At 55.2% G+C, this 24,413-nt stretch carries 21 protein-coding genes; 11 read left to right on the plus strand and 10 right to left on the minus strand.

The features are described from left to right. Positions 1-8: 8 nt before the first annotated feature. Genes AC2D8P_RS03310 through AC2D8P_RS03320 form a run of 3 tightly spaced genes read right to left on the minus strand, consistent with a single transcriptional unit; the run spans position 9 to position 2,226 of the window. The gene (locus AC2D8P_RS03310; RefSeq protein ID WP_484700417.1) at positions 9-815 is read right to left on the minus strand and encodes an ABC transporter substrate-binding protein; all 807 of its coding nucleotides are present in this window, start codon (positions 813-815) and stop codon (positions 9-11) included. After that, entirely contained in the window at positions 812-1,516 is a 705-nt protein-coding gene (locus AC2D8P_RS03315; RefSeq protein ID WP_484700601.1) for an ATP-binding cassette domain-containing protein, read from the minus strand. Before AC2D8P_RS03315 ends, AC2D8P_RS03310 begins: the two co-directional genes overlap by 4 nt. A 5-nt stretch (positions 1,517-1,521) precedes the next feature. Then, entirely contained in the window at positions 1,522-2,226 is a 705-nt protein-coding gene (locus AC2D8P_RS03320; RefSeq protein WP_484700419.1) for an ABC transporter permease, read from the minus strand. 194 nt (positions 2,227-2,420) lie between these two features. Between AC2D8P_RS03320 and hisD the strand changes: the two genes are divergently transcribed. Beyond that, the gene (gene hisD / locus AC2D8P_RS03325) at positions 2,421-3,752 is read left to right on the plus strand and encodes a histidinol dehydrogenase (RefSeq protein WP_484700421.1); all 1,332 of its coding nucleotides are present in this window, start codon (positions 2,421-2,423) and stop codon (positions 3,750-3,752) included. Here hisD and AC2D8P_RS03330 read toward each other — a convergent pair. Beyond that, complete coding sequence (locus AC2D8P_RS03330) at positions 3,749-4,441, minus strand: helix-turn-helix domain-containing protein (RefSeq protein WP_484700423.1); 693 nt, start codon at positions 4,439-4,441, stop codon at positions 3,749-3,751. The two genes, hisD and AC2D8P_RS03330, sit on opposite strands and share 4 nt — an antisense overlap. 256 nt (positions 4,442-4,697) lie before the next feature. Here AC2D8P_RS03330 and AC2D8P_RS03335 point away from each other — a divergent pair, with 256 nt between their 5' ends. The 8 genes from AC2D8P_RS03335 to AC2D8P_RS03370 all read left to right on the plus strand — a co-directional run bounded on the left by AC2D8P_RS03335 (position 4,698) and on the right by AC2D8P_RS03370 (position 15,861). Continuing rightward, positions 4,698-6,110: an MFS transporter gene (locus AC2D8P_RS03335; protein ID WP_484700425.1), complete on the plus strand. Its 1,413-nt coding sequence runs from the start codon at positions 4,698-4,700 to the stop codon at positions 6,108-6,110. A gap of 56 nt (positions 6,111-6,166) precedes the next feature. Continuing rightward, on the plus strand, positions 6,167-7,774 hold the full coding sequence (locus AC2D8P_RS03340; protein WP_484700427.1) for an MFS transporter: 1,608 nt from the start codon (positions 6,167-6,169) through the stop codon (positions 7,772-7,774). 62 nt (positions 7,775-7,836) lie between these two features. Beyond that, positions 7,837-11,565 carry a nitrate reductase subunit alpha gene (locus tag AC2D8P_RS03345; RefSeq protein WP_484700429.1) on the plus strand — a complete coding sequence of 1,243 codons (3,729 nt, stop codon included), beginning with the start codon at positions 7,837-7,839 and terminating at the stop codon, positions 11,563-11,565. Next, entirely contained in the window at positions 11,562-13,085 is a 1,524-nt protein-coding gene (gene narH, locus AC2D8P_RS03350) for a nitrate reductase subunit beta (RefSeq protein ID WP_484700431.1), read from the plus strand. Before AC2D8P_RS03345 ends, narH begins: the two co-directional genes overlap by 4 nt. Further along, positions 13,085-13,783, plus strand: coding sequence for a nitrate reductase molybdenum cofactor assembly chaperone (gene narJ / locus AC2D8P_RS03355; protein WP_484700433.1), 699 nt, complete (start codon positions 13,085-13,087; stop codon positions 13,781-13,783). Before narH ends, narJ begins: the two co-directional genes overlap by 1 nt. Positions 13,784-13,795: 12 nt before the next feature. Next, on the plus strand, positions 13,796-14,485 hold the full coding sequence (gene narI / locus AC2D8P_RS03360; RefSeq protein ID WP_484700435.1) for a respiratory nitrate reductase subunit gamma: 690 nt from the start codon (positions 13,796-13,798) through the stop codon (positions 14,483-14,485). Continuing rightward, positions 14,482-15,303, plus strand: coding sequence for a peptidylprolyl isomerase (locus AC2D8P_RS03365; protein WP_484700437.1), 822 nt, complete (start codon positions 14,482-14,484; stop codon positions 15,301-15,303). The genes narI and AC2D8P_RS03365 overlap by 4 nt, the downstream gene beginning before the upstream one ends. Before the next feature lie 18 nt (positions 15,304-15,321). Then, complete coding sequence (locus AC2D8P_RS03370; RefSeq protein ID WP_484700438.1) at positions 15,322-15,861, plus strand: DUF2478 domain-containing protein; 540 nt, start codon at positions 15,322-15,324, stop codon at positions 15,859-15,861. Positions 15,862-15,939: 78 nt separating this feature from the next. Here the strand turns inward: AC2D8P_RS03370 and AC2D8P_RS03375 are convergent, their stop codons facing one another. From AC2D8P_RS03375 to AC2D8P_RS03400, 6 genes are all read right to left on the minus strand, one after another. Beyond that, positions 15,940-17,313: an aminotransferase gene (locus AC2D8P_RS03375; RefSeq protein ID WP_484700440.1), complete on the minus strand. Its 1,374-nt coding sequence runs from the start codon at positions 17,311-17,313 to the stop codon at positions 15,940-15,942. A gap of 200 nt (positions 17,314-17,513) precedes the next feature. After that, entirely contained in the window at positions 17,514-18,977 is a 1,464-nt protein-coding gene (locus AC2D8P_RS03380; protein WP_484700441.1) for an aldehyde dehydrogenase, read from the minus strand. A 17-nt stretch (positions 18,978-18,994) separates the two neighbouring features. Next, a complete protein-coding gene (locus AC2D8P_RS03385; RefSeq protein ID WP_484700443.1) occupies positions 18,995-20,032 on the minus strand; it encodes an LLM class flavin-dependent oxidoreductase in 1,038 nt (345 codons plus the stop codon). A 3-nt stretch (positions 20,033-20,035) separates the two neighbouring features. Then, positions 20,036-20,953: a flavin reductase family protein gene (locus tag AC2D8P_RS03390; RefSeq protein WP_484700445.1), complete on the minus strand. Its 918-nt coding sequence runs from the start codon at positions 20,951-20,953 to the stop codon at positions 20,036-20,038. Continuing rightward, positions 20,946-21,764 carry an alpha/beta fold hydrolase gene (locus AC2D8P_RS03395; RefSeq protein WP_484700447.1) on the minus strand — a complete coding sequence of 273 codons (819 nt, stop codon included), beginning with the start codon at positions 21,762-21,764 and terminating at the stop codon, positions 20,946-20,948. Before AC2D8P_RS03395 ends, AC2D8P_RS03390 begins: the two co-directional genes overlap by 8 nt. Beyond that, positions 21,736-22,338: an amino acid synthesis family protein gene (locus tag AC2D8P_RS03400; protein ID WP_484700448.1), complete on the minus strand. Its 603-nt coding sequence runs from the start codon at positions 22,336-22,338 to the stop codon at positions 21,736-21,738. Before AC2D8P_RS03400 ends, AC2D8P_RS03395 begins: the two co-directional genes overlap by 29 nt. Before the next feature lie 104 nt (positions 22,339-22,442). On the opposite strand from AC2D8P_RS03400, the gene AC2D8P_RS03405 reads away from it, so the two are divergent. Together AC2D8P_RS03405 and AC2D8P_RS03410 are read left to right on the plus strand one after the other, a co-directional pair. Then, positions 22,443-23,129: a GntR family transcriptional regulator gene (locus AC2D8P_RS03405; protein WP_484700450.1), complete on the plus strand. Its 687-nt coding sequence runs from the start codon at positions 22,443-22,445 to the stop codon at positions 23,127-23,129. Between the two features lie 136 nt (positions 23,130-23,265). Continuing rightward, positions 23,266-24,411 carry an amidohydrolase gene (locus AC2D8P_RS03410; RefSeq protein WP_484700452.1) on the plus strand — a complete coding sequence of 382 codons (1,146 nt, stop codon included), beginning with the start codon at positions 23,266-23,268 and terminating at the stop codon, positions 24,409-24,411. Positions 24,412-24,413 lie beyond the last annotated feature (2 nt).

The raw sequence follows: 24,413 nt of genomic DNA on the forward strand, positions 1-24,413 counted from the left end.
TAGGGTTTTCAGTCGCCTTCAGCATTAAAGACGAAGAGCGTTTCGCCATTGATTTGGTAGCTGCTGATCAGATCGCGGGCCGCGTCAGAGACCAGCCATTCTTCGAGTCTGGCAGCAAGGTCATGCCGGACATGCGGGTGTTTTTCCGGGTTCACCGGCAGATAGGCATATTGGTTGAACAGCACCGGATCGCCCGCATAAAGTAGCGCCAGATCGCCCTTGTTTTTAAAGTTCAGCCAGCTCGCCCTGTCGGCCATAATATAGGCATTCATCCCCGATGCAGTGTTCAGGGCAGCCCCCATCCCAGCGCCCACTTCGCGGTACCAACCGGTGAAAGCACCTACAGATAATCCAGCTTCTTTCCAAAGGCTTAGCTCTTTTTTGTGGGTGCCGCTGTCGTCACCGCGGCTGACAAACGAGGCCTCTACTGCTGCCAGCTTTTGCAAGGCCTCTGTCGCAGACCCGGCCCCCGCAATCCCGGCCTCATCCCCAGACGGGCCAATAAAGACAAAGTCGTTATACATGATTTCGCGTCGATGGGTGCCAAAGCCCGCGTCGACAAAATGATCTTCTGCCGCCCGAGAATGCACAAGAATGGCATCGACATCGCCCGCCTCTCCCAGCCGGATCGCCTGCCCGGTGCCGACCACCAATAGATGCACCTCAATACCTGTATCCTCTTGAATTACAGGCAGTAAAACATCTGATAGCCCCGAATTTTGAAAGGAGGTCGTGACCGCGAGTTTCAGTTCTGCGGCGGCGACTAAAGACGTCAGGCAAAACACTGATATAAATGCAAAAACAAGTCTTTTCATTCCACAATATCCCCGTTCAGAAATGCACCTGTTTTGGCGCTTTGAGGGTTGTCAAAAAACTCAGGCGCCGGGCCAATTTCGTGGATGCATCCGTTCAGCATGAAAATCACTTCGCTCGCCAAACGTCGCGCTTGTCCCATATCGTGGGTCGACATGATCAGGCGCTTGCCCTGTTGGGCGGCACCTTTCAGGATCTCCTCAATCTCACGCGTGGCCCGCCCATCCAGTGATGAACAGGGCTCATCCAGAAAGATCACATCCGGATCCCGGATCAGCGCCCGTGCCAGCGCCATTTTTTGACGTTCGCCGCCAGACAGCACCGACGCCCGCAATTCCAGCATGCCGGACAGCCCAACTTTGGCTGCCCAATCTTCAGCGCGCCCTCGGGCCTCTTGCGTTGAAACTCCTGCAACTTGAAGGGCATAGGCGATATTGTCACGTACGTTGCGTCGCATCAAAACCGGATGCTGAAACACGAAAGCCTGCCGCGCGCGCGCCTGTGACGTGGGGCAGGCCCAGGTGATTGTACCCGATTTCATCCGATCCAGACCGTGCAGCATGCGCAGCAACGTTGTCTTGCCTGCGCCATTGGGTCCGATAACAATTGTCACTCCAGTTTCCGCGAGTGTCAGATCGACGGGCCCGATCAGGGTCTTACCCTTGCGCCTGACCACGGCGTTTTTGACAGAAGCAGGCAGCATTCGGATCACCAACGCCCCCTTGTTTCAGTCTGCGACAACGTGTGGATCGCCAGATTAACAACAATGGCCATGCCGATCAGAACAAATCCCAGCGCCAGTGCCAGTGCGAAATCACCTTTCCCGGTTTCCAAGACGATTGCCGTGGTCAGAACCCGCGTGACATGGTCGATATTGCCGCCGACGATCATGATCGCGCCGACCTCTCCGATCGCGCGGCCAAAACCGGCGAGAGAGGCCGTCAGCAATGCCCGGCGCCCATCCCACAAAAGCGTTCGCACCCGTTGTTTTTGATCGGTATTCAGCGAAATCAGAAGGTCATGATAATCTGACCAAAGTTCCCGCAGCGATTGATGGGCAACCGATGTGATCAGGGGCACGATGATAACGATCTGCGCAATAATCATTGCCCACGGCGTGAACAGCAGGCCAAAGACCCCGAACGGTCCGCTCCGCGACAACAGCATATAGACGATCAGCCCCACCACCACCGGCGGCAACCCCATCAGCGCGTTCAGGATCGCTATTGTCGCTCTGCGAAATCTGAACCGCCGCACCGATAAAAGCGCGGCCAGCGGCAGGGAGATCGCTGATGCAATCACCAGCGCGCTGAGTGTCACCTGTAAAGAGCGCAAGGTGATCTCGATCAATCCCTGATCGAGAGATATCACCAGCCAAAAGGCTTGGGACAATCCATCCCAGATATCACTCATGCCACCATGTCCCTTCCGGCGCCGTCATCTGACGCGTCCTGCATCTTTGCATCTGATCCGATTGTCAATCGACCGATTTGCAGTGTGAGCGCTGTTTTGGATGGAATATCGACCAAATTCGATGCACAAAGCGTCTGACCCGTGGGATACTACGTATTCCCTCCCGTGATGATGAATGACCAAGGACCCCGAAAATGGCTGATGTCTCCTTTTACGAGCTTTCCAAACTAACCGCAGACGAGCGTGCTGCGCTTTTGTTACGCCCGGAAAATGATTTGGGAGAGTTTTTGGAAAAAGTCGCCCCGGTGATCGAAGATGTGCGCACCAAAGGGGACGCCGCGCTTGTAGACTATGCCGCGCGGTTTGACGGCGCACAGTTCACCACCGCAGAGGTTGGGGCCAGCACGACAGACATAGATGCCGCCTTTGACATATTGGACCGCGATATCATCGAAACCCTGGAATATGCCGCTGACAATATTCGCCGGTATCATCAGGAACAGATGCCGGGTGAGATGTGGATGCAAGAGGTCCGCCCGGGCGTTTTTGCCGGTGAACGTCACATGCCGATCGACAGTGCCGCGATTTATTCGCCGCGTGGCAAGGGATCGTTTCCTTCTGTCACCCTGATGGGGGCGATCCCAGCGGTGGTGGCGGGCGTGCGCGATCCGATCATCCTGACGCCAGCAGGCCCAGACGGAAAGATTGATCCGGCCACATTGGTTGCCGCGCGCTTGGCAGGCGTTGAGCAGGTTTACAAGGCTGGCGGCGCTGTCGCCGTTGCGGCAGCGGCCTTTGGCACCGAAACCGTGCCCAAATGCCTGAAGATCGAAGGCCCCGGCAGCCCTTGGCTGGTCGCGGCCAAACAGCTGTTGGCCGGCAAAATCACCTCTCGCCTGCCTGCTGGCCCGACAGACACGATTGTTTTTGCTGATGACACGGTGGATCCACGTCTGGCGGCGTTGGACTTGCTGATTGAATCTGAACATGGCGATGACAGTTCTGCCTTCCTTGTCACCACATCGCGCGAGGTGGCCGAAGGGGCAATTGCCGCCCTGCCCGATTACTGGGCCAAAATGGGTGAACGCTGGGTTAAACATTCACAAGCGGTGCTCTGCGGCAAAAACGGCGGGGTTATTTTGGCAGGGTCTGCCCAAGAGGCTTATGATTTCATCAACGACTACGCGCCGGAACATTGTCAGGTACTGTCGGCTGAACCGTTTGATCACCTGACCCATATCCGCAATGCTGCAGAAATATTGCTGGGCAACTGGGCGGCGGGATCAACGGCGAACTATGTGCTCGGCCCGAACTGCGTGCTGCCGACAGGTGGCCATGCCAAAGTGCATTCGCCGTTGGGTGTCTATGATTTCATGAAAAGCAACACTGTCGCCCATGTCACGCGCGCTGGCTATCAAGAGGCCGCACCGCATGCCTATCGATTTGCCCGGTATGAGGGGTTTGACGGCCACGCCAATGCTGTGTCGGATCTGCGATTGCAGATATTGGATAAGAACCGGTCCTAATACCCGTCGATCATCGGGGTGGGCTTGGCAAAAGCAAACAAGCGTTCCGGGTTCGTGATGGTGATCTGGTTGCCATTCACCTTTAGACCGTGTTCCCCCAACCCCTTGAACGCACGGCTAAGGTTTTCAGGTGTCATCCCCAATAGCGACGCCAGTCGGCGCTTTTCAATTGTCAGCTCAAACGACGATTTGCCGTCATGATACCTCTGAAGCCGCAGGACATAGTTTGCCAGACGTTCAAGCGATGTTCGTAGCTTCAGGTCTTTGCTGTTTTTGATAACGGACCGATAACATTGGGCCAGTTCTGTCACGATTGACCGGGCGAAATTGGTATCTTCGTCAAAAACGGCCCGCACATCCTTGCTGGGTAGCAACGCGATACGGCTTTTTTCCAATGTGCGGGCCGACATCAGATATGGGGCATCCTTGATCGTCGCCGCAAGGATAAAGGTCGATATTGGCAAGACCCGCGCCATCATTGTCTCGCGCCCATTCCAGTTGGCAAACAGTTCTACAGACCCAGTCAGAACAATATGCAGAAAGTCGCTGGAATCTCCTTCGGTGATCAGTTCGATCTGAGGCGGAAAATTCTGCACATATGACCCGCGCATCAATGCCTGAAAGTTCACATCCTGCATATCTTTAAAAAGATCAAGTTTGCGGACTTCCGGGAAATCCGACTCAGGCATTCCTAGATACACGCCATTCCTCCAGTTTTGATATTTATCAATCGAGTTGCTCGCATATGTCAATACTGTGATTGCAATTCAGCATGTCATTGCTTGATCGGGTTAGGATGAGTGTTAGAATTAAATCAACTAAGCCGTTATTATTAATGAATATTTTCTAATTATGATCTAGATCAAGTTTCTTCACGCCTGTTTACGTCACCTTTCATCCCGAACGTTTCGTGGCTTTCGCCACATAGGAATGGAAAGGGACATCATGGAACTTCAGAACAAGGCCACTGCCCTGTGGTCGAACTTCCTAAATGTAAAAATGGTGCAGATCAGAACGTTCCACATGACGTGGTTCGCGTTTTTCTCGTGCTTCTTTGCGTGGTTTGGCATCGCGCCACTGATGACAGTGGTGCGCGACGAATTGCAACTGACCAAAGATCAGATCGGCTGGGCAATCATCGGGTCGGTCGCGATCACGGTCTTTGCGCGATTTTTCATCGGTTGGCTGTGTGATCGGATCGGTCCGCGCAAGGCCTATACATGGCTTCTGATCCTTGGGGCCTTCCCGGTGATGGGGATCGGGCTTTCCTGGAACTTTGAATCCTTCCTTTTGTTCCGCGTATTGATCGGCGGGATCGGGGCGGCTTTTGTCATTACGCAGTACCATACAACAGTCATGTTCGCACCCAACGTGGTGGGTCAGGCCAACGCGACCTCGGCTGGCTGGGGGAACCTCGGCGGTGGTGTCACACAGTTTGTCATGCCGCTGCTGTTTTCGGTTTTTGTCGTTGGCTTCGGGTTTTCCGAGGCAATCGGCTGGCGGCTGGCGATGGTTGTCGTGGGTGTCATCATCTTCATGGTCGGGATCGCATATTATCTGCTGACCCAGGACGCACCAGACGGTAACTTTGACGATTTGCGCGCCAAGGGGCTGATGCACGAAAAGAAAGACGTTACCGGCAATTACATGCAAGCACTGAGAGATCCCCGGGTCTGGGTTTTGTTCGTGATCTACGGTGCGTGCTTTGGGATCGAACTGACCGTCAACAACGTCGCGGCGCTCTACTTCTTTGACTACTTCGACCTTAGCCTTGTGGCAGCGGGTTTTGTTGCAGCATCGTTCGGTCTCATGAATATCTTTGCCCGGACGCTTGGTGGCATCTTTGGCGATAACTTCGGATCTCTCTGGGGGTTGAAAGGCCGCGCTTTCTGGCTGTTCGTCTGCATCCTGTTCGAAGGGTTTGCGCTGATGATCTTCAGCCAGATGCAGGTACTTTTCCTGGCCCTTCCTGCGCTGATCGTCTTCTCGCTTTTCACACAGATGGCAGAGGGCGCAACTTATTCGGTGGTTCCCTTCATCAATAAAAAAGCACTGGGCGCCGTTGCTGGTGTGGTTGGCGCAGGCGGGAACGCCGGTGCGGTTCTGGCAGGCTTCCTGTTCAAGAACATGATCGATTGGAGCGAAGCTTTCTTCATCCTGGGCGTCGTCGTCAGCTGCGCCTCTTTCCTCGCCTTCTTTGTCCGGTTCTCGACCCGTCAAGAAGATGAAGAACGCGCAGCCTTTGCCGCAGCCAATATCGAAACCCTGCGCCGCCGTGCAGACAAAGCCAACGCCGCATTGCGGGTGGGTTTGGAAGCGATCGAGTCGCGGCAAAATCCTAGCCAACCGGCCGAATGACATTCTGGCGGGCTGCCCCGGCGGCCTGCCCCACTCTCTGATCAAGGAGACCTAAATTGGGACAAGATCTAAGAAACTACACACCGGATGATGAGGCCTATTGGTCCTCGATCGGGAAAGGGATTGCAAACCGCAATCTCTGGATTTCCATCCCCTCGCTGCTGTGCGGCTTTGCCGTCTGGCTGTACTGGGGGATCATCACGGTTCAGATGCTGAATCTGGGATTTCCGTTCGAAAAGTCTGAACTCTTTACTCTGGCTGCGATCGCCGGTCTGACCGGGGCGACATTGCGTATCCCCTCGACGTTCTTCATTCGGATCGCGGGTGGTCGCAACACGATCTTCTTCACCACTGCCTTGCTGATGATCCCGGCCATAGGCGCTGGATACTATTTGCAAGATCCCAACACCCCACTGTGGAAGTTCCAGATCCTGGCCTTCCTGTCCGGTATTGGTGGCGGCAACTTTAGCTCTTCGATGTCCAATATCAGCTTCTTCTTTCCCAAACGGATGCAGGGCTATTCACTTGGCATGAATGCGGGTCTGGGTAATTTTGGTGTGACAACCATGCAGATCGTGATCCCACTGGTCATGACCTTTGGCCTCTTTGGCGGCGAGCCGATGATCCTGCAAAACACATCTGGCACATTGATTGGTAAAATCCCAGCCGGGACAGAGACCTACATTCAAAACGCGGGGTTTGTCTGGTTGCTGGCGCTGATACCTTTGGCGGTTGCCGGTTGGTTTGGCATGAACAACATCCGCGATGAACATGTCTCCCCCGATATTCCTTCGCCGTTGGGCTCGTTCGGGATCATCTCTTTCATGCTGATTGTCGGGTTTGTCACCGCTGCATTTGGCCTGTGGCTGATGTTGCCTGAAAAGGTGGGCGGTTCCGGGTTTGGAGTTTCCAAATGGATTGTTCTGCCGATCGTCATCGCCCTAACAGTTTTGCTGCTGAAAATGATCCCCGGTCCCGTGGGTCGCAACCTGACCCGTCAATACCGGATATTTGGCAACAAACACACCTGGGCCATGACGGTCATCTACACCATGACCTTTGGCAGCTTCATCGGTTATGCCGCGACATTTGCCTTGGCAATCAAGGTGGTCTTCGGCTTTCAGCATATCGAAGTTGACGGTGTCATCACCCATGATTTGGCCAACCCGAATGGACCATCCGCCCTGATGTATGCCTGGATGGGACCGTTTATCGGTGCGTTGATCCGGCCTATCGGTGGTTCAATTGCTGACAAACTGGGGGGCGCACGCGTCACGCAGTGGATTTCGATCGTCATGGTCGCATCGGCACTGGGCGTCGCCTACTTTCTGAAACAGGCCTATGTGTCGGCCACGCCAGAAGATTTCTTCTTCCCGTTCATGATCCTCTTCCTGATCTTGTTCGCCGCCACCGGCATTGGCAATGGTTCCACCTTCCGCACCATTGCTGTGGTCTTTGACAAAGAACAGGCTGGTCCGGTTCTGGGATGGACCGCAGCCGTGGCTGCCTATGGTGCCTTCATCATCCCGAAAGTGTTCGGCGAACAAATCAAGGCCGCCACACCTGAATATGCGCTCTATGGGTTCGCCATCTTCTATGTGGTCTGCATCCTGATCAACTGGTGGTTCTACCTGCGCCCCGGCGCCTATGTGAAGAACCCGTGATTGCCTGAGAGTCCCACCGCTCCGGCAATCAGCCGGGGCGGTCCCCTGACAAGGAGATAGAGATGAGCCATCTGCTCGACCGCCTGAACTTTTTCCAGTCGAAAGAACTCGACCGGTTTTCAAATGGCCACGGCCAGACCACGCGCGAGGATCGCGGTTGGGAAGACACTTATAGAAACCGCTGGCGCCACGACAAGATCGTGCGTTCGACCCACGGGGTAAACTGCACCGGATCCTGTTCGTGGAAGATCTACGTGAAATCCGGGATTGTGACCTGGGAAACCCAACAGACGGACTATCCCCGCACCCGGCCTGACCTGCCCAATCATGAACCACGCGGCTGTGCACGTGGGGCGAGCTATAGCTGGTATCTCTATTCTGCAAACCGGGTGAAAAACCCGCTCATTCGAGGCAAGTTGATGAAAGCATGGCGCAAAATGCGTCAAAGCATGTCAGCCACCGCCGCTTGGAAAGCGTTGCAAGAGGATCCAATCCTGCGCGCCGCTTACGTCAAAACCCGTGGTAAGGGTGGTTTTGTCCGTGCGACATGGGATGAAGCGACTGAAATCATCGCCGCCGCCAACGCCTACACGACTAAAACCTACGGGCCTGACCGTGTCTTTGGGTTCTCGCCCATTCCGGCGATGTCGATGGTTTCCTACGCTGCCGGATCGCGTTACCTGAGCCTTCTGGGTGGGGTCTGCATGTCATTTTACGATTGGTATTGCGATCTGCCACCGGCCAGCCCGATGACATGGGGCGAACAAACCGACGTGCCGGAATCGGCCGACTGGTACAACGCCGGATACCTGATGCTATGGGGATCAAACGTGCCCCAAACCCGGACGCCAGACGCGCATTTCTATACAGAAGCCCGCTATCGCGGCACCAAATCTGCGGTCATCTGTCCCGACTATTCCGAGGCCGCCAAGTTTGGCGATGTCTGGCTGAATGCCAAGCAAGGCACCGACGCGGCGCTGGCCATGGCCTTTGGCCATGTAATCCTGCGCGAGTTTCACCTTGACCGCCAGGCAGAGTATTTTGAAGATTACTGTCGCAAATACAGTGATTTCCCCATGCTTGTTAAACTTGACGAACAAGATGGAAAACTGGTCGCTGGTCGCTTCCTGCGCGCGGATGACCTCGATGATAAACTGGGGGAAGTGAATAACCCCGAATGGAAAACCGTTGCATTGGACAATAAGGCTGATGGCCTTGTCGCGCCAAACGGATCGGTCGGCTATCGCTGGGGTGAAGACGGGGAGTGGAACCTTGAAGAACGCGCCGGGGATGCGGAAACAGACCTGAAGATGTCTTTGATCCTAGAAGAGGATCATGATGAGGTCGTCGGTGTTGATTTCCCCTATTTCGGCGGCGATGCAACTGAGCATTTTGTGAAATGTGAACACCCCAACATTCTGACCAAAAACATCCCTGCCAAACGTGTGAAAACTGCGGACGGCGAGGTTTTGGTGGCAACGGTCTTTGACCTTTTCTGCGCCAACTATGGTCTGGATCGTGGTCTGGGTGGTGATTGGGTTACATCTGATTATTCCGTCGACATTCCTGGCACGCCAGCATGGGCTGAAAAGATCACAGGCGTACCTGCTGACAAAATCATCCATGTCGCCCGCGAATTTGCCGACAATGCCGAAAAGACCAACGGCAAGTCGATGATCATCATCGGTGCCGCGATGAACCACTGGTACCACATGGACATGAACTATCGCGGTGTCATCAACATGCTGGTGATGTGCGGTTGTGTCGGTCAATCCGGCGGGGGTTGGAGCCACTATGTGGGCCAGGAAAAACTGCGTCCACAAACCGGATGGGCTCCGCTGGCCTTTGCGCTGGATTGGAACCGTCCACCACGGCATATGAATTCAACTTCGTGCTGGTACGCGCACACCGATCAATGGCGCTATGAACAGCTGGAAGCCAATGAAATTCTGTCGCCCACGGCCCCCGAAGGGGACTGGAATATCAACCTGATAGACTACAACATTCGGGCCGAACGCATGGGTTGGCTGCCCTCTGCCCCGCAGTTGAAAACCAATCCTCTGGAGGTCGCCAAAGCCGCGAAAGAGGCCGGGAAGGAAATTCCCGCCTATGTGGCCGAAAACCTGAAATCCGGTGATCTGAAAATGTCCTGCGAGGATCCCGATGCCCCCGAAAACTGGCCTCGCAACTTGTTTGTCTGGCGATCGAACCTGCTGGGGTCATCAGGCAAGGGGCATGAATACTTCCTGAAACACCTTTTGGGCACCGATCATGGTGTGCTGGGCAAGGATCTGGGCGAGGAAGGCAAGCAAAAGCCGAAAGAGGCCGTCTGGCATGACGAAGCTCCGCAAGGCAAGCTCGACCTGCTGGTAACGATCGACTTCCGCATGTCGACCACGGCAGTCTATTCGGACATCGTTCTGCCCACCGCATCGTGGTATGAAAAGGACGACCTGAACACATCCGACATGCACCCGTTCATCCACCCGTTGCAAGCAGCGGTGGACCCGGCCTACGAGTCGAAATCGGATTGGGAAATCTTCAAGTCAATTGCCAAGAAGTTTTCTGAGGTCGCGCCAGAAATTCTGGGGGTTGAAACAGATATCGTACAATTGCCCATCCTGCACGACACCCCTGCGGAAATCGCACAGGATCAGGTGAAGGATTGGAAAAAAGGCGAATGCGATCTGATCCCGGGCAAGACCGCGCCGAACTATATCGCGGTCGAACGGGATTATCCCAACCTTTACAAAAAGTTCACCTCGGTCGGGCCGCTTTTGGAAAAGCTGGGCAACGGTGGCAAGGGCATCAACTGGAATACGGAACATGAGGTTCAGCTCTTGCGTGATCTGAACGGAACTGTGCTCGACGAAGGTGTCTCCAAAGGTCAACCCAAACTGGAAACAGCCATTGATGCAGCCGAAATGTTGTTGATGTTAGCGCCTGAAACCAATGGTGAGGTCGCCGTCAAAGCGTGGGAACAACTGTCCAACGCAACCGGGCGTGATCACACCCATCTGGCAAAACCCAAGGAAGAGGAAAAAATCCGCTTCCGCGACGTTGCAGCACAACCGCGCAAGATCATCAGTTCACCAACATGGTCGGGACTGGAGAGCGAGCATGTCTGCTATAACGCCGGCTACACCAACGTGCATGAGTTGATCCCATGGCGCACCCTGACCGGGCGACAGCAGCTTTATCAGGATCATTTGTGGATGCGCGCCTTTGGCGAGGGCTTCATGTCGTACCGTCCTCCGGTGGACCTGAAAACCATCAACCCGGACATTCAGGATGATGGCGACACGCTGATCCTGAACTTCATCACGCCACACCAGAAATGGGGGATCCACTCCACCTATTCCGACAACCTGTTGATGCTAACGCTCAATCGCGGTGGCCCGGTGATCTGGCTATCTGAAAATGACGCCAAATCAGCGGGGATCGTGGATAACGACTGGGTGGAGCTGTACAATTCCAACGGTGCCCTGACCGCCCGCGCGGTCGTGTCCCAGCGGATGAAGGACGGCACGACCTTCATGTATCACGCGCAGGAAAAAATCGTGAATACGCCCGGATCGGAAAAAACCGGCAACAGGGGCGGCATCCACAATTCCGTCACCCGCGCCACGTTGAAACCCACGCATATGATCGGGGCCTACGCCCAGCAGAGCTATGGCTTCAACTACTACGGCACGGTCGGGTCGAACCGCGATGAATTCGTGGTGGTCAAGAAAATGCGTAAGGTCGACTGGCTCGACACGCCCGCAACAGCTTCGGAGGCAGCAGAATGAAAGTACGCGCTCAAATCGGTATGGTGCTGAACCTCGATAAATGTATCGGGTGTCACACCTGCTCTGTCACCTGCAAGAACGTCTGGACCAGCCGCGATGGCGTTGAATACGCCTGGTTCAACAACGTCGAAACCAAACCCGGCGTAGGCTACCCCAAGGATTGGGAAAACCAGAAACGCTGGAATGGCGGCTGGGAACGGACACGTGGCGGTAAGCTGCAGCCCAAGCAGGGGTCGAAATGGCGAATTTTGGCAAATATCTTTGCCAACCCGGATCTGCCGGAAATCGACGATTATTATGAGCCGTTCGATTTCGACTATGACCACCTGAAATCCGCGCCTGAAATGACGGCTTTCCCCACCGCCCGCCCAAGATCAAAGATCACCGGCGAGCGGATGGAGAAGATCGAGCGTGGCCCCAACTGGGAGGAAATCCTGGGCGGTGAATTTGCCAAACGGTCACAAGACTACAACTTTGAAGGCATTCAGAAAGACATCTACGGTCAGTATGAAAACACCTTCATGATGTACCTGCCGCGGCTGTGTGAACACTGCCTGAACCCGGCTTGCGCGGCCTCCTGCCCCTCTGGTGCGATTTACAAACGCGAGGAAGACGGCATCGTCCTGATCGATCAGGAAAAATGCCGCGGCTGGCGGATGTGTGTGTCGGGCTGCCCGTACAAAAAAATCTATTACAACTGGGATACCGGCAAATCGGAAAAATGCACCTTCTGCTATCCGCGGATCGAAAGCGGCAATCCAACGGTTTGCTCTGAAACTTGCGTTGGTCGTATCCGGTATCTGGGTGTGTTGCTCTATGACGCCGATAAGATCGAAGAGGCCGCAAACGCCCCAGATGAAAAGGATCTGTATCAGGCACAGCTGGATATGTTCCTTGATCCCAGCGATCCAGAGGTCATCGCCGCTGCGCGTGCCGAAGGCATTCCAGAAGACTGGCTGGAATCCGCGCGCAAAAGCCCGGTCTGGAAGATGGCGATGGACTGGAAAATCGCCTTCCCGCTGCATCCGGAATACCGGACACTGCCGATGGTTTGGTACATCCCGCCCCTCAGCCCGATCCAAAACGCGGCAGAGGCCGGGGCGATTGGCGTGAATGGCGATATGCCGGATGTCAAATCCCTGCGCATCCCGGTCCGTTACCTGGCCAATATGCTGACCGCTGGTGATGAGGCCCCCGTGGTTTCCGCGCTGGAACGGATGCTGGCGATGCGGTCCTACATGCGGTCGAAAACCGTTGAAGGCGTGATCGACGAAGGCATCGCCGCCCGCGTTGGTATGGCCGGTCACGTGATCGAGGACATGTATCACATCATGGCCATTGCCAATTACGAAGATCGGTTCGTCATCCCAACAACCCACCGCGAAGAGGTCGAAGAGGCCATGGATATCCGTAGCGGCTGCGGCTTCACCGACGGCAATGGCTGTTCCGGCGGCATTTCCAAGGGCTCGATGTTCGGCGGCAAAAAGAAAAAACTCACCCTTCCTTCGGAGGCCTTCTGATGATTAAGACATTGAAAGCACTGTCCGTTCTTCTGAGTTATCCGTCAGAAGAGCTGCAAAACGCAACGGGTGAGATCGCTTTTGCATTCGAGCACGAGCATCTATTGGCATGCGATCAGATTGTCGCACTCCAACCGTTGCTAACCCGGTTGGGTGTCGATGACATCTATGACCTTCAGGAACGGTACGTGATGCTGTTTGACAGGTCACGGACGCTGAGCCTGAACCTGTTTGAACATATCCACGGCGAAGGCCGGGATCGGGGTGGCGCGATGGTCGATCTGATCGAAACCTATCGTGCCGCCGGGTTTGAGCCAGAGACATCAGAACTGCCCGATCACCTGCCAGTTTTGTTGGAGTACCTCGCCACGCGTCCCTTCGGCGAGGCACAGGAGGTGCTGGCGGATGCTGCGCATATATTTAAGGCGCTTTATACCCGATTGACACGGCGGGAGAGCGAGTATGCAGCAGTGTTCGCCGCCCTTCTGCAATTGGCGGATGCCAAGCCCGACCAACAGGCAGTAACAGAACTTTTGGAACTGCCTGACGACGATCCCAACGATCTGGAAGCATTGGATGCGGTCTGGGAAGAAACCCAAGTCACATTCGGCCCGGATCCAAGTGCCGGATGCCCACAGGTACGAGACATGCTGGCGCGTATGGATCAACCGATCACCCCACCAGCACAAGCGAATTAAGGAGACAGGACCATGCATCAATTCATTTTTGGCATCTATCCCTACATCGCGCTGACGGTACTGATCCTGGGATCCATCGCACGCTATGAGCGTGACCCATTTACGTGGAAGACCTCTTCCTCTCAACTTTTGCGCCGAAAGCAACTGATCACCGGCTCTATCCTTTTCCATGTGGGGGTGCTGGTGATCTTTTTTGGCCATTTGATCGGCTTGTTAACTCCGATCTGGGTGTTTGATGCGTTAGGCATCGGCCACGGTTTCAAGCAGCTATTGGCGGTGATCGCCGGTGGCATCGCGGGCGTCATGGCGCTGATCGGTGGCGGAATGCTGTTTCATCGTCGCTGGACCGATCCGCGTATCCGCAAGACCTCCAGCTTTGCCGATATCGCAATTCTGGCGCTGCTGCTGATCCAGTTGATCTTGGGGCTTGGGACAATCGTTGTTTCCCTGCAGCATCTGGACGGGCATGAAATGACAACCTTTATGTCCTGGGCGCTGGGGATTTTCACCTTTGATCCGCAGGCTGCCAGCTATATCGAACACGCGGCACCGATCTTTAAACTGCACTTGTTCCTGGGGCTGACGATCTTCCTCGTCTTCCCGTTCACAAGGCTGGTGCATATGTTGTCGGTTCCGGTTCGCTATTTTGTGCGCCCCGGCTATCAGATTGTGCGCAGCCGCAAAGCTGGGAGGGCAAAATGAACATTCGCCCGTTATTTCCCGACATCACGGTGAATGGACAGATGATCTCTGCCGCAGATATTGCGGCAGAGGCCCAGCACCACACCGCGCCTGCCGACAAGCCCGGGCTAGCCTGGCGCAAGGCCGCACGGGCTCTGATTGTGCGCCAACTGTGTTTGGAGACCGCCGCCGCAAAGGGGTTAAGTTCTGGCCCGGTGGAAATCGAGCCAGGTAAATTTGAAGTGGAAGAAGAAGCAACCATTCGAACCCTGTTGGAGGCAGAAATCGAACCAGAACCTGTCAGCGATCACGCTGTCATGGACTATTTCACCACCCATTCCGATAAAATGCGCGCACCCGATCTATTCGAAGCGTCGCATATTCTGTTCACTGTGCCGGAGGGTACCGCCCAAGACGATACATCCATCATGGATCGGGCAGAGGCGGTGTTGCAGCAACTATTGCGCAATCCGAAAAGCTTCGCCGAACTGGCCAGGGAACACAGCGATTGCCCATCCCGCGACAATGGTGGTTTTCTGGGGCAGCTGATCAGCGGTGACACCGTGCCGGAATTTGAACGGCTGATGCGCAGTGCAAAGGTTGGGAAAATCCGCCCGGAACTGTTGGTCACCCGGTTCGGTGTTCACATTCTGCGACTTGATGCCCGGGTATCCGGAAAGCCCCTGCCCTTTGAATCTGTTGAGGCCAAAATTCGGGAGGCGTTTGAAAAGGATAGCTGGGTTCGCGCAGCCAGTGAATATACCAGCAGATTGATCGACAACGCCAACATCGAAGGCATAGACAAGACAGCGCTGCGCCCACAAAGTGCCGCCGCATAGCCAGAAAGGAAACCGATCATGCATCTTGCCTATGTCATGACCGATACGCCGGGATATACCGATACCCTGTTGGAACAGTTCGCCACACGGTTGACGGCGCAAGGTACCCGTTTGGCGGGGCTGGTTCAGACCAATACCGAACGATGCACAAGCCATCATTGCGACATGGATGTTCACGTTCTGCCGGACGGCCCGACCATTCGCATCAGCCAATCTCTGGGTGCCCATGCCAGCGGATGCCGTCTGGACCCCGACGCGCTGGAACAAGCGGTAACACTGATCGAGAAAGAGCTGCAAAACACACCCGAATTGTTGCTGGTCAACAAATTCGGCAAGCACGAGGCTGATGGGCGCGGCCTGCGCCAACCGATTGCACAAGCGTTGTCTTTGGACATTCCCGTTCTGGCCGGTGTGAACGCACTGAACCACGCTGCATTTGTCGACTATTCAGCGGGGGAGGCCGTGCGTCTGCCTGCCGATCTGGATGCGATGCAGGCGTGGTTTGAACAAGTGGCTAAAACTGGTGATCTGGCATCTAAATACGCTGTCTGCGCTTGAACCAAGCCAAAATTGATAAACTTAAGCCCCTGAAATGAAACCATTTCAGGGGCTTATTGTTAATGGATAAGGATCAAGTTACCCCAAAACGGTTTTTACAGCACGCGCCGTGGTCGCGACAACTGTATCAGCCTCCTCGCGCGTCAGGCAAAACGGCGGCGCAAAGCCCAGAATATCACCTTGCGGCATCGCGCGGGCGATGACCTTGTCCTGCTCAAGAAGCTTTGCCGACACCTGTGGGCCAATCTTGTCCGCCGCGTCAAAGAATGTGCGGCTGTCCTTGTCCTGTACAAACTCGACCGCGCATAGCATCCCTTCCCCTCGGACATCGCCGACATGCGGATGATCCACCAGTGCCTCGGCCATGGATGATTTCAAATAGGCCCCGATCTCACCGGCATTTTGCACAAGGTTCAGATCATCAATCAGCTTTAGGTTGGCAACGCCAGCCGCTGCTCCGATCGGGTGCGCGGAATAGGTCCATCCGTGGCCGATAGGGCCGTTCTCGTCCGTGCCCTGCTCCAGCACTTGCCAGACCTTGTCGCTGACGATCGATCCTGACAGCGGCGCATAGGCAGAGGTCAACCCCTTGGCGATGGTGATGATATCGGCCTCTAGCCCGTAATGATCGGATCCGAACATGGTGCCCAGACGGCCAAACCCGGTGACAACCTCATCAGCGACCAGCAAGATGTCGTGTTTTCTCAGTACGGCCTGAATAGCCGCCCAGTATCCCGCGGGCGGCGGCACGATGCCACCAGTGCCCAGAACGGGTTCACCGATGAAGGCCGCGATGGTGTCGGCCCCTTCGCGTTCAATCAGCGCCTCCAGCTCGGCGACACAATGCGCGACAAACTGTTCCTCGGACTGATCCAGATCATCGCGGCGGAAGTAATACGGGGCCTCTGTATGGATCACCTGCGCCAGTGGTAGGTCGAATTTTTTATGGAAAAGCTCCAACCCGGTCAACGACCCGGTTACCAATCCCGACCCGTGATAGCCACGCCAACGGCTGATGATCTTTTTCTTCTCTGGGTGACCCAGAATATTGTTGTAGTACCAGATCAGTTTGACATTGGTCTCGTTCGCGTCAGACCCGCCAAGGCCGAAATAGACCTTGGACATATTGGCAGGCGCGCGGTCCAGGATCATTTTCGACAGGGTGATAGAGGCCTCTGTCCCATGTCCGACGTAGGAATGGTAATAGGCCAACTCGCGGGCCTGATCCGCAATGGCCTCGGCGATTTCCTGACGTCCGTAGCCGACATTTACGCAATACAACCCGGCAAAGGCGTCCAACAGGCGGTTTCCATCCCGATCCTCTATATGCACACCAGAGGCGGTTTTAATCACCCGGCTGGGGCTGTCGCCGCGGGCGTGTTGGGCAAGATGAGTGGACGGGTGGAAAAAATTCTCGCGATCCCATTGATCGAGCTGGTCATTTCTTAGCATGGCAATAATCCCTGCGAGGCGGCGCGCCGCCGTTTATCAACAAAGGGAGTAAGTCGCGCGGGGGCCAAAAACCGGCCGGGCGGGATTACTCCGCTCACCCAGGCAGCAGCGCGCAATGCCTTTATTGCATGGGACCATTAAGTTTTATCGCAGCCCGGTCGCAATTTCCAGATTTTTGTGAATAGCTGGCTTGGAGGGGGCTATCGCATCACAAACGGATCCGGGATCGGATCATCGCTGGTGCGCAGCCAAACAGATTTAACTTTGGTGTAATCCAGCATCGCCTGCATTCCACCCTCGCGCCCATAGCCGGACATTCCATGCCCGCCAAAGGGCGCAATAGGGCTAACAACACGGTAGGTATTCACCCAGACTATGCCCGACCGAATACCCCGGATCATCCGATGGGCACGGGTCAGGTTTTGGGTAAATACGCCAGAGGCCAGCCCGAATTTCGTGTCATTGGCCAACCGGATCGCCTCGGCCTCATCCTCAAAGGGCAGGACCGACAGGACAGGGCCGAAAAACTCGTTCGACAGGCTGGGGGCATCCGGGGCGTCGGAACAATCCAATATGGTCGGCGCAAAATAATACCCCTCCCTGTCAAGGACCGTACCGCCCGTGAGCAACACCGCACCCGCCGCGACTGACCGTGTTATCAGGTCCACAGCGTGATCGCGTTGACGAGAGGTGCAGAGCGGCCCGACCTCTGTCGCAATATCATCCGGTGCCCCGATCACCACGACCTCTGCCTTGGCCTTCAGACGAGCAAGAAACTCGTCCTTGATGGTTGACTGAACCAGCAATCGCGACCCGGCAACACAGCTTTGCCCAGTGGCGGCAAAAATGCCCGAAACCTGAGCATTTACAGCGCTGTCGATATCTGCGTCATCAAAGACAATGAACGGGGATTTTCCGCCCAATTCCAAGGATATAGAGGCCAGATTTTCGGCAGAGTTTCGAATAATGTGCCGGGCCGTACCCGGCCCCCCGGTAAAGGCGATGTGATCCACCTCTGGATGGCTGGTCAGTGCTGCGCCCACATACGGCCCACCGGTGATCACATTCAAAACGCCCTTGGGGAACCCTGCCTGATCAAAGATCCTGGCAAATTCCAGCATCGGCGCTGGGCCATCCTCTGACGCCTTCAACACCACGGTGCAACCCACCGCCAATGCCGGTGCAATTTTGACGGCGGACAGAAATAGCTGGGAATTCCACGGCACCACGGCGGCGATCACGCCTATCGGTTCACGGCGCAGCCAAACCTCCATTTCGGGTTTATCGATGGGCAAATGCGCGCCTTCGACTTTATCGGCAAGGCCCGCATAATACCGATAATATTCTGCAACATAGGCAATCTGGGCAGAGGTTTCGCGAATGATCTTGCCCGTGTCGCGCGTTTCAATCACCGCCAGTTCCTGCGCGTGTTCCGCAACCAAATCCGCCAGACGATAGAGGAGCTTTCCGCGCTGCGTGGGCAACATATCGGCCCATTCAGGGCTGTTAAATGCCGCCCGCGCCGCGTGAACGGCGGCATCCACATCGGCGACGCTGGCCTCAGCTATCTTTGCCCAAGGCGCACCTATCGCGGGATCAATGCTGTCTAGCTGCGTGTTGCCATCGGAAAACTCACCGCCGATATAGTGTTGAAAACTCTGCATAATCTTCCCTATTTCGCTCAGGTGAATGCTGGCATCACGTCATTGATGAACCGCTTCAACGACGCCTTTTTGCGCTCGAATGGCATGGAGCTGTCGACCCAGAACGAATATTCGTCATAGCCCAGCGCCTCATAGCCTTTTAGCCGCTCGATCACCTTGTCTGGTGTGCCGATGACAAGGTTCTTCATCATCAACTCTGGCGAATACATTGGATGGGCGGCGATTTCATCATCTGTCAGCGGATCAATCAGCCCTTGGGACACGTCGCGTTTGTTCATGAACCACGCGCCAAAATAGCAATAAAACCGGTTCAACTCCACCGCACCCAACTCTGCGTCTTCGTCACTGTCAGCCACATAGGCGTGTTGGAGCAGCATAATTTTCGGCCTGGGTTGGTCCGAAAACTTGGTGCAGGCATCATTGAACTTGCGCATTAGATCGCTGATTTCGTCGTCACCGTTCCACAGCGGTGTGACCTGAACGTTGCACTTATTTGATACTGCAAATTCATGGCTGTTTGGATCACGCGCCGCGATCCAGATCGGCGGGCCATCCTTTTGCTGGGGCTTCGGCGAGGATGTGGTTTTAGGAAACTGAAAATACTCTCCCTGATGTTCATAATCGCCTTTCCACAGGGCTTGAATTGCGGGAACAACTTCGCGCATCCGCTGTCCGGCCTCCCAGGCATCCATCCCGGGCATCAGGCGTTCATACTCATAGGAATAGGCCCCACGCGCGATCCCCAAATCCAACCTTCCACCGGTGATGATATCGGTCATCGCGGCCTCCCCCGCCAACCGGATCGGGTGCCAAAAGGGTGCTATTACAGTACCCGTTCCAAGGCGGACATTTTTTGTCTGACGGGCGACGTCGATCAGGTTCAGCATCGGGTTGGGCGAGATGGTGAAGTTCATCCCATGATGTTCGCCGGTCCAGATCGCGTGCATCCCACCCTGATCTGCAATTTTACACAGCTCAATGAACTCGTCATAAAGCTGCTTTTCCTCCGCTTCAGAGGAAATACGTTCCATATGCGCAAAAAGCGAAAACTTCATGCTTCAACTCCGTGATGTCATCGGGCGGACTTTGCCGCTGGTTTGGTTGCCGCAATAAATTCCGAAATTCCCCATCATGCTTTCCCGGGCAAACCGTTCCAGCATGATCCGCATTGCAGAATCTGCGACCTTTGCGAGGATTGGCTCTGACAGCACTGAAAATGCGCCCTCAGATGTTGCCTCATCTGCTGCATGACATAGGAATGAAATATGTTGCGTTTCGCGCGCTTCATCTTCGTAGACTGAATATATGAACCCTTGCTCTGCGTTCGCCCCCAGGCTGACAAGCAATCGGTTCAGGGCCGTCGTCGCCCCCTCTTTACCCACTTTAGTGCCGGGCACGGTCAGCTGGCCATCATCGCCCTCAACCAACAGCACGCGGCCCTCAAGCTCGATCAAGGCGGTGACAACAAGATTGGGTTTGTTGCCCAGCGCCTCGGCCTCGATCGCCGGGGTCACATATGCCCCCCGTGAAAAGCCAAGGCCCGGATGTGCATTGCTTTCAAAGGCTTCGACCTTACCGATCAGGATCAGGTGATCCCCCGCATCAACGGTTTTGAACATCGTGCAGTCAAACCAGGCGGATACACCGTCCAACACAGGCGATCCAACCGGACCGGAATGCCAATCGACAGTACCAAACCTATCCTCAACCGGGCGGGCAAACGTATTTGACACATCAATCTGTGCCTCTGACAGGATGTTAACCGCAAAGCCGCCTGCCGTATTAAACGCGCCATAATTACGTGAGCTGTTAGCGACACACACAAGGATCAGGGGCGGGTCAATGGATACGGATGTAAATGAATTGGCTGTAAATCCCAGTGGTTCCCCATCAGGACCAGTGGTCGTGACGACTGTGACGCCAGTCATGAATGTGCCAAACGCGCTGCGCAACGCTCTTGGATCAATGCTATCCATTATCTGGTCCCTTACCATTCAGCGGTGTTTTCAGCCACGACATCAAAGCCGCGTTAACCTGCGCCGGGGCCGTCAAGTTCACCATGTGTCGGTGCCCTTGGATAATCAAGGATCGTCCATTTTGTGCCTCGCCGGCCATCGCCACTGACATTTCCGCACTGGAGTTTTTGTCGCACTCACCGGTCAGGGCCAGGAAAGGACAACGGATCTCTTGATACCGGTCTGCATAGACTTTGTCGCCGCGCGCGAAGGCGGAATAAGCCGTGGCATAGCCAGAGTGGTTTACTGAAGATAACCAACCAGCCACAAGCGCGCGCGCGGCCTGCTCATCTGCACTTTCACCGAACCAGCGTGCCAGAGGCGTTTCCAGATCAAAGCTCCCCTCGTGTATTTCCTTGGCCCGTTCGATCACTGCAGCGCGCGCATGGTCAGAACGACGGTAAACGCCGTTCAACAAGGCCACACGTTTCACCAATGTGGGATGCTCAACTGCCATTCCACCGGCAATCAACGCCCCCATGGAATGGCCAACCAGATTGACGGGGCCCGAGTTCATTGTGCCAAGCACCTCTGCGAACCAGTTCACAAAATCCTGCAGCTCTGCCTCTACGGGCAACGGATCGCTTCCGCCATGACCAGGCATATCGATGGCAATGACACGGTAGAATTTTGACAACGCATCAATTTGAGGGGCCCAAGCGGCCGACTGCATGCCAACCCCATGGATCAGCACAACAGGTTCACCTTTACCGGTGTCACTATAGGCTGCTTTTCCGTGATGATCAGACAGCTGCAGGGTTGTCGGCGTCATGGCCCAATTCCTTGAGATCCTGATAGCGGTCACCAATCCGGTGGTGCGGTCGCCCGCCAATCGATGCTCCCAACGCAATCACGACCTCATCCGGTGCAGGCGCATCCGCGACTTGCAACTGGATGGTCAGATAGTGGCTGCGACGACCGCCATCGTTTTTGTCCATCAGCGGGATCTGAAGCGGGGCATTGGCCGGGCCACGAGTGTTGGTGAAGGCAAGATAAGATTTTGCGCCAACGGCTTTGCGGTAGTGATTACCAAATCGCAACGTGTGGATCAGGGCTGATCCATGCTCAACCTCGCCAGTCACACCAACAATCGCTGATTTCCCATAACCCTCGACCTTGTCGCCGCCACCTGCGGCCTCAAGAACCATCTCTGTCAGCATTTTTCCCAGCCCCGGCGCACAATCATGAATGGCCGGACGCAGATCCTCGACAAACCCCTGACCTGCCCAGGGGTTTCTGATCACAGCGATTGCCGCGATCATGGTCAGTGGTACTGGGGCGACCTTGCCCCCCTCGATCAGTGTATTTTCCACATGCAGCAGGGTTTTACGGATTTCAGCGGGCATTGAACTACCTAGATTTGATTCGACGAACTCACTTATGGTATACCATAATACTGTACGTCAATAAATTCTTGTCGTGCGTGATCTCTGATGTTAACGATTTCCACATGAATACTCCTGCGCTGTCCAAGATTTCACATCCCCCTGCAACCTTGCGGGATATGGTTCAGGACCAAATGCGCACCGCGATTATCGAAGGCCATTTCAAACCGGGCGAACGTCTTGTGGAACGTCCCCTATGCGAACAGCTGGGCGTTAGCCGTACGGTCATTCGCGAAACAATTCGGTATCTAGAGGCTGAAGGACTGGTTCAAATTTTATCGGGCCGGGGGCCAATCGTTGCCCGGATGAGCTGGGATGACGCCCGACAAATCTATGATATCAGGCGGGTGCTCGAAACGGCAGCGGCGCGCACATGCGCCACACAAATTACGCCTGATCTGGCGGCAAAGCTGCGAACAGCTTTCAATGCCCTTGAAAGGGAAACATCACGCAAAAAATCTGGCGCGCTGTTTCGCATGACATCTGATTTCTACGCCGAAATATTTGCAGGCGCCGGTCATCACATCGCCTGGGAGATTGTCCAGCGCCTGAACGGACGCATCAGCAGGCTACGCATGATGACCTTATCGACGACCGACCGCGAACGCCCGGGGGTCGAACATATGCGCGCTATTTGCAACGCGGTTCGTTCAGGCGACCCCGAAGCGGCCGCAGCCGCCGTCACGCGCCACCTTGATGATACCGCAGAAATTGCCGAACGCCTGTTGGCCAATGATCCAGATTCACACTGATATGATCGCTTTTGCGACCGAAGTCATACCGATCATAAAAATAAACGTGAAAAATAATCGCCGTGATGTCGGATAACGATTATTTTCCAACTAAATCCGCACCTATACTCAGCAAGATTCTACTACGAGATTGGCGATGACCGCTTTCATGACCCGCTTGCCTGAACTGCGTCAGGATTTTCACCAGCATCCTGAACTAGGCTTTCAGGAAGATCGGACCAAAGCAAAAGTGGCGCAAACGCTACGCGAACTCGGCATTGAGGTTCACGAAGGTGTCGGCGTTGTGGGCGTTTTGCGCAGTGGCACAGGAAACCGTGCTATCGGATTGCGTGCCGATATGGACGCACTGCCAATTCAGGAAAAATCTGTCCATAGCTATGTCTCAAAAACACCTGGAGTGATGCATGCCTGTGGCCATGATGGCCACATGACGATGTTGCTGGGGGCTGCTGCCGTACTCGCCCAAGACAAAAACTTCGACGGGACCGTCGTCTTTGTATTCCAACCGAATGAAGAGTTGGGCCTGGGCGCAAAGGCAATGATAGACGATGGCCTGCTGGAGAAATTTCCGCTGGATGAAGTCTATGCGATTCACAACATGCCCGGCGCACCACTGGGACAGCTTTCCACCCGAACCGGCGTAATTTGCAGCAGTGAAACATTGTTTGAGTTCACGATCCGCGGCCAAGGCGGACATGCCTCCATGCCCCAGACCGGGGTTGACGCAATCACCGTGGGATCAGAATTGGTTCTTTCCCTACAAACCGTCGTCTCGCGTAAACTTGCCCCCGGTGCCGGTGTGGTTATCTCGGCTACCGAATTCATAACAGACGGCGCGCGTAACGTGTTGCCCGGTGAGGCAATCATCAAGGGCGACCTGAGGGCCCGTAGCCCCGATGACCGCGAAGATGCCATCAAATACATGCAGCAGATCGCATCGGGAATTGCCAAGGCACATGCCGTTGAAATTGATTGGGATTTTAGGTCTGAATTTGTCGAAACCATCAACGCCCCAGACCCGACGCAAGCCGTATATCGCGCCGGCGACGCAGCAGGGCGCGCAGTTGTTCAGGAACGGCAGATCATTAGTTTTTCCGAGGATTTCGCCCATTTTGCCAACGCCGTTCCGGGCTGTTTCATACTGCTGGGCAATGGCGAGGACGGAACACACGGCCAGCCACTTCATGCGGCCGATTACGACTTTAACGACGAATTGCTTCCTATCGGAGCTGAACTTTGGGTACAGCTGGTCCGGGACCGCCTGCCTGTGAGAAGGGACTAAGA

It is taken from the genome of Roseovarius sp. YIN77, assembly GCF_057219155.1.

Bases quoted from the DNA above. Each gene is read 5' to 3' on its own strand.
- narI (WP_484700435.1), top strand. From the start codon at position 13,796: ATGCATCAATTCATTTTTGGCATCTATCCCTACATCGCGCTGACGGTA.
- AC2D8P_RS03335 (WP_484700425.1), top strand. From the start codon at position 4,698: ATGGAACTTCAGAACAAGGCCACTGCCCTGTGGTCGAACTTCCTAAAT.
- AC2D8P_RS03345 (WP_484700429.1), top strand. From the start codon at position 7,837: ATGAGCCATCTGCTCGACCGCCTGAACTTTTTCCAGTCGAAAGAACTC.
- AC2D8P_RS03405 (WP_484700450.1), top strand. From the start codon at position 22,443: ATGAATACTCCTGCGCTGTCCAAGATTTCACATCCCCCTGCAACCTTG.
- AC2D8P_RS03330 (WP_484700423.1), bottom strand. From the start codon at position 4,441: ATGCCTGAGTCGGATTTCCCGGAAGTCCGCAAACTTGATCTTTTTAAA.
- AC2D8P_RS03375 (WP_484700440.1), bottom strand. From the start codon at position 17,313: ATGCTAAGAAATGACCAGCTCGATCAATGGGATCGCGAGAATTTTTTC.
- AC2D8P_RS03315 (WP_484700601.1), bottom strand. From the start codon at position 1,516: ATGCTGCCTGCTTCTGTCAAAAACGCCGTGGTCAGGCGCAAGGGTAAG.
- narJ (WP_484700433.1), top strand. From the start codon at position 13,085: ATGATTAAGACATTGAAAGCACTGTCCGTTCTTCTGAGTTATCCGTCA.
- AC2D8P_RS03400 (WP_484700448.1), bottom strand. From the start codon at position 22,338: ATGCCCGCTGAAATCCGTAAAACCCTGCTGCATGTGGAAAATACACTG.
- hisD (WP_484700421.1), top strand. From the start codon at position 2,421: ATGGCTGATGTCTCCTTTTACGAGCTTTCCAAACTAACCGCAGACGAG.
- AC2D8P_RS03380 (WP_484700441.1), bottom strand. From the start codon at position 18,977: ATGCAGAGTTTTCAACACTATATCGGCGGTGAGTTTTCCGATGGCAAC.
- AC2D8P_RS03370 (WP_484700438.1), top strand. From the start codon at position 15,322: ATGCATCTTGCCTATGTCATGACCGATACGCCGGGATATACCGATACC.
- AC2D8P_RS03410 (WP_484700452.1), top strand. From the start codon at position 23,266: ATGACCGCTTTCATGACCCGCTTGCCTGAACTGCGTCAGGATTTTCAC.
- AC2D8P_RS03320 (WP_484700419.1), bottom strand. From the start codon at position 2,226: ATGAGTGATATCTGGGATGGATTGTCCCAAGCCTTTTGGCTGGTGATA.
- AC2D8P_RS03390 (WP_484700445.1), bottom strand. From the start codon at position 20,953: ATGGATAGCATTGATCCAAGAGCGTTGCGCAGCGCGTTTGGCACATTC.
- AC2D8P_RS03395 (WP_484700447.1), bottom strand. From the start codon at position 21,764: ATGACGCCGACAACCCTGCAGCTGTCTGATCATCACGGAAAAGCAGCC.
- AC2D8P_RS03385 (WP_484700443.1), bottom strand. From the start codon at position 20,032: ATGAAGTTTTCGCTTTTTGCGCATATGGAACGTATTTCCTCTGAAGCG.
- AC2D8P_RS03310 (WP_484700417.1), bottom strand. From the start codon at position 815: ATGAAAAGACTTGTTTTTGCATTTATATCAGTGTTTTGCCTGACGTCT.
- narH (WP_484700431.1), top strand. From the start codon at position 11,562: ATGAAAGTACGCGCTCAAATCGGTATGGTGCTGAACCTCGATAAATGT.
- AC2D8P_RS03365 (WP_484700437.1), top strand. From the start codon at position 14,482: ATGAACATTCGCCCGTTATTTCCCGACATCACGGTGAATGGACAGATG.